This is a genomic window from Francisella noatunensis subsp. noatunensis (assembly GCF_009823375.1).
Taxonomy (GTDB): domain Bacteria; phylum Pseudomonadota; class Gammaproteobacteria; order Francisellales; family Francisellaceae; genus Francisella; species Francisella noatunensis.
The window spans coordinates 1-4,701 of record NZ_WBSX01000131.1 but is presented as its reverse complement, the minus strand read 5'-3'; the positions used below and the strand labels follow the sequence as shown (position 1 = coordinate 4,701).

The window sequence follows — 4,701 nt, the reverse complement described above, 5'->3', positions numbered from 1 at the left end:
CAATATAAATACAAAAAAGAAGGTGACTCTAAACAAGTTAAGATAAAGGATAGAGCGAGTATTTCTGAAAGACCTAGCAGTGCTAATAGAAAAAATCTTTATCACTTTGAAGGTGACACTATTGTTGGTAAAGACCATAAAAGTGCTATTGTAACAATGGTCGATAGAGCTAGCAGATTTACTATTTTAGCCAAGTCTATAGATAGAACAGCTAATTCAATCAATAGAATATTGTACAAAGTATCTAATGGTCATAAAATATTAACAGCTACATTTGATAATGGTAAAGAGTTTGCTAAACATAAGAAGCTAACTAGCAAGACTGGCATCAAAGTATTCTTTGCTGATCCATACAGTCCTTGGCAAAGAGGTACTAATGAAAACATGAATAGGTATATCAGACAATTTATACCTAAAGGTACTAACTTTAACAATATATCTCATCAATACATTAGAAAGTTACAGATAGACTTGAATAATAGACCTAAGAAATGTTTAAATTACTTGACACCTAATGAAGTACATTTTGGTATCTCTATAAACATTGAGAATACAATCTAGCTATATAAGACACAGGCACTAATTAATCCAGCCATAAAACCCACAAAAGTTTTGTTTAAAAAATTTCTCATTATAATTGCTCCTTAATTTTTTCGTAACAGTAAAATTCATAACAACGGTACAGCGTAGTCCATAAAACTAACAGTGTATAAATCAAGCCTAGTACAAATACTGTGCTCGGTAATAAAATCATAACTATAAAAAAGATAAATGTTTCAGCTCTTTCAATTAAACCTGGGCTATAGTAAAAGCTTTTAGAAGACTCTTTTTGACTGAATATCCCGACCAACAAAAAACTACTAATACAAACAATAATAGACATCATCATTAATAAACCAACCCATGCAATATTAAGTTGATTAATAAAAATAACGATAATAATAAAACTCTCTACAAAACGATCACTTAATATATCTAGCATAGTTCCAAGTGATGATAAGCTATTTTGTAGACGCGCAACTGAGCCATCTAAAATATCTAGATATCCTGATAACAGTAGCAAAAACACACACAAGTATTGGTTTATAAAAAATGATACTGCAGCAACTAAGCCACAGATTAAAGATAGTACTGTAACCACGTTAGGAGCTATTATGGGCGCTACAAGCTTAGCAACATTATCAACGAAGATTTTCTGAAAAGTTGGCCTGATTTTTTGTTCTATCATAACCTTTTACCAAATACTTTCATTAACAGTCTAACTAAGCGTCTAACTTTGTTACTATATAGTTTCGGTGTGAAATAACTTCCGGCAATTCTTTTGTTTAGCTCACTCAAAGTTGGATATGCCACAATATGAGATGCTATATCTTTTATCTTTAGTTTATTTTTGATTGCTAAAGTCCATTGTACAATTAGCTCACTAGCGCTTTCACCAACGATAGTAACCCCTAATATATGACCCTTTTTATTGATCGCTACTTTAACTAACCCATTAGTTGCTAGACTTGCGACTGCTCTATCATTATTTTGATATGACAATCTCAGAACTTTTGCTCCTTGATCTTGAGCCTGTGAGATATCTTGACCAACATGCGCGATTTCAGGGCTAGTATATATAGACCATGGCAAGCTACTATAATCAACTTTTGCTGGTAACTTGAATAAGATATTTTGGATCACTATACCAGCATGATAGCCTGCCACATGAGTGAACTGATACCCTCCGGTAATATCACCTATAGCATAGATATTTTTATAGTTTGTTCTCAAGCGCTTATTAACATTTATACCTCTAGAAGTATATCTAACACCCACATTATCTAGATTTAACTTCGCTAAATTTGGCTGTCTCCCTGCTGCAACTAATAGATGCGAGCCTTCGTAGTATTTATCACCACAACAAACATTTATCTGTTGATTTTGCTGTTCAATCTCTGTGATATTTACATTTGTAATTATATTGATACCTAGACGATCAAACTCCTTAATCACAACTTTGCGACATTCATTATCAAGCATACCTAAGATAGTATCTGAAGCTTCAAAAATTGTAACTTGGCTATCCAACAAAGCATAAGCCTGTGCTAGCTCTACACCTATAGGTCCACCACCAATAATCATTAAATGCTGCGGCTTATTTTTAAGCTCAAAAATTGTTTCATTGGTTAGATACTCAATGCTATCTAAACCTTTGATATTAGGAATACTTGCTCTTGAACCAGTAGCTATAACAACATATTTAGTCTTGATAATATTATCACCCGCTTTGACCGTATAGCGATCAACTATCTCGGCATATTCTTGGATAACTTTGACCCCTAATTTCTCAAAGCGCTCGACCGAGTCATGTGGCTCTATTTTTGCTATAATAGCTTTGATATGTGCTTGTACATTAGAGTAATCAATATCTATGCTATCTACATTTATACCAAAGTCTTTAGCCTTATTTAATTTTGCAATAACTCTAGAAGCTTCTATAATTGCCTTAGATGGCACACAACCATAATTAAGACAATCACCCCCCATCTTACCTCCTTCACAGAGAGCTACGCTTGCACCCATTTGTACTGCACCAGCTGCTACAGAAAGCCCGCCTGAACCACCACCGATAACACATACATCTACTTTAATCATAGCTACTTTCTCTTTTTAATAATTACTGGAACAATTGACAGTACTGCCAAGGCTATCAATGGCAAAATAAATTGAGGCTCTAATATAATACCTAGATTTATCTCAGCACCTTGCTGAATCACATAAGCAAAGCTTGTACCAACCCAGACATAAATAACACTACCAGGAATTATCCCCAGTAATGTTGCCCAGAAAAAGTCTCTGAATTTAACACCAAACATACCCGCCGCGATATTTATAATAAAAAATGGAAATATAGGTATCAATCTAAGTATTAATAAATAGTTAAAGACATCCTTTTCAAAGCCTCGTCGCATTTTTTCGATACTACCTTTAGCCTTGTTCTTTAGTGAATCTCCCAATGCTGTTCTAACAGCAATGAAAACTACACTTGCTCCTAATGTTGCAGCCAATACAACAATAATTGAACCTAATACCAAACCAAATAGTAAACCACCTAACAAAGTCATAATAGTAGCCCCTGGTATAGATAATGCTACAACAACTATGTATGCAATCAAAAATACCAATATACAAGCTAAAAAATGCTGATTAGCAAAGTCTAATATTGTTTGATAGTTATTTTTGAGTGCTTCAAGAGATAAATACTGCTGCCCCCCAAAACTAAAGAAAGAGATTATGCCAATGATTAGTACTGCTATTGGAAAAAATTTATAAAATTTACTATTTGCCATTACTTCGCTATTATCTAATGTATCTAAATTACATAATATACTTATGCTCAAAGAAACTCATCAAATTTATTTAGCTGCGATTAACAAAGAAAATTATAAAACCATATTTTATACCGAAGAAATTAAAACTCCTATTGGCAATCTCATTGCTATTGCTGATGATAATTACCTATATGCTTGTTTTTTTATTAGTGATTCAAATATCTGCGCTATAGAAAAGTTATTAAAAATTTATAATGCAAAAATATCATTCAAAACAAATGACATAACTGACCAAACAAGAAATCAGCTTGATAAATATTTTAACAAAAAGTTAAAAACATTCTCTATCCCTCTACAACTAACTGGTACTGACTTTCAAAAACAAGTTTGGCATGAGCTGATAAAGATCCCTTATGGAGAAACAATCAGCTATCGTAAAGAAGCTACAAATATTGGTAAACCAACTGCTTTTAGAGCTGTAGCTAATGCTAATGGTAAGAATCTATTACCGATAATTATTCCTTGTCATCGAGTAATCAACTCCAATGGTAAACTTGGTGGTTATACTGGTGGATTAGATAAAAAAGAGTTTTTGTTAAAGCTTGAATCAAATAAAAAGTCTTAATTAAAGCAGCTGCTGAAATTTTTGCAAATGGTGTAAGACCTATAAAAGTTGAAATTTCTGACAAAGAAAAGAGTTACTACAAGTATCAAACAATACTGTAAAAGAACTAAACAAAGCCACTGCTGAGATTTTAGCAAATTAATTTTCTGACAAGTTTAGACAGTAAGTATTGTACTGCCTACATTTCACAACTGATTCATCAAAGTCAAGTATAATATTTGACTTTTTAATATTCTAAAATTAGAAAATATTTATAAAATTTCAATGAGCTTGAAGCTTGAAAGCCCTTGTTTTTAAAGCTATTTGAGGGATAGATTTAAATTTATACTAGCCAAGCGCCAACTCGGCTAGTAACAAGTTGTTTAACCGTGTGGTCAAACCCTCGCTGTAAAACTGACTACACTCCAAACCCATGGAGAGAAAATGTTTAAATTAATAACCAAAATCGTTTTAAACATTCACATAATAATCATTATTCTATAAAAAAATAATTAAAATTTCTATCTAATTTGCTAGATAGTATTCTCAATGTTTATAGAGATACCAAAATGTACTTCATTAGGTGTCAAGTAATTTAAACATTTCTTAGGTCTATTATTCAAGTCTATCTGTAACTTTCTAATGTATTGATGAGATATATTGTTAAAGTTAGTACCTTTAGGTATAAATTGTCTGATATACCTATTCATGTTTTCATTAGTACCTCTTTGCCAAGGACTGTATGGATCAGCAAAGAATACTTTGATGCCAGTCTTGCTAGTT

General features: G+C 32.3%; 6 protein-coding genes and 1 pseudogene. 3 read left to right on the top strand and 4 right to left on the bottom strand.

All coding sequences use genetic code 11. The annotated features are described in order from the left end of the window. A partial coding sequence (locus F8C69_RS09150; RefSeq protein WP_159183759.1) for an IS30 family transposase occupies positions 1-561 on the top strand: 561 nt, incomplete at its 5' end. 70 nt (positions 562-631) lie between these two features. Here the strand turns inward: F8C69_RS09150 and F8C69_RS09140 are convergent. From F8C69_RS09140 to F8C69_RS09130, 3 genes are read right to left on the bottom strand one after another with little or no spacing between them, the layout of a single operon-like run. Continuing rightward, positions 632-1,228 (bottom strand): CDP-alcohol phosphatidyltransferase family protein, encoded by a 597-nt coding sequence (locus tag F8C69_RS09140; RefSeq protein ID WP_159184953.1) that lies wholly within the window; start codon positions 1,226-1,228, stop codon positions 632-634. Further along, entirely contained in the window at positions 1,225-2,637 is a 1,413-nt protein-coding gene (locus F8C69_RS09135) for a dihydrolipoyl dehydrogenase family protein (RefSeq protein ID WP_159184952.1), read from the bottom strand. The genes F8C69_RS09140 and F8C69_RS09135 overlap by 4 nt, the downstream gene beginning before the upstream one ends. A gap of 2 nt (positions 2,638-2,639) precedes the next feature. Then, positions 2,640-3,332 carry a TVP38/TMEM64 family protein gene (locus F8C69_RS09130; RefSeq protein ID WP_159184951.1) on the bottom strand — a complete coding sequence of 231 codons (693 nt, stop codon included), beginning with the start codon at positions 3,330-3,332 and terminating at the stop codon, positions 2,640-2,642. 43 nt (positions 3,333-3,375) lie between these two features. On the opposite strand from F8C69_RS09130, the gene F8C69_RS09125 reads away from it, so the two are divergent. Then, on the top strand, positions 3,376-3,939 hold the full coding sequence (locus F8C69_RS09125) for a methylated-DNA--[protein]-cysteine S-methyltransferase (protein WP_159184950.1): 564 nt from the start codon (positions 3,376-3,378) through the stop codon (positions 3,937-3,939). A gap of 14 nt (positions 3,940-3,953) precedes the next feature. Beyond that, positions 3,954-4,081 (top strand): annotated as a pseudogene (locus F8C69_RS09120) (malate dehydrogenase); the annotation flags it as partial. A 370-nt stretch (positions 4,082-4,451) separates the two neighbouring features. On the opposite strand, the gene F8C69_RS09115 reads toward F8C69_RS09120, so the two are convergent. Then, positions 4,452-4,701, bottom strand: a 250-nt coding sequence (locus F8C69_RS09115; protein ID WP_159183763.1) for an IS30 family transposase, incomplete at its 5' end; no start/stop codon positions are given.

Bases quoted from the DNA above. Each gene is read 5' to 3' on its own strand.
- F8C69_RS09140 (WP_159184953.1), bottom strand. From the start codon at position 1,228: ATGATAGAACAAAAAATCAGGCCAACTTTTCAGAAAATCTTCGTTGAT.
- F8C69_RS09135 (WP_159184952.1), bottom strand. From the start codon at position 2,637: ATGATTAAAGTAGATGTATGTGTTATCGGTGGTGGTTCAGGCGGGCTT.
- F8C69_RS09130 (WP_159184951.1), bottom strand. From the start codon at position 3,332: ATGGCAAATAGTAAATTTTATAAATTTTTTCCAATAGCAGTACTAATC.
- F8C69_RS09125 (WP_159184950.1), top strand. From the start codon at position 3,376: ATGCTCAAAGAAACTCATCAAATTTATTTAGCTGCGATTAACAAAGAA.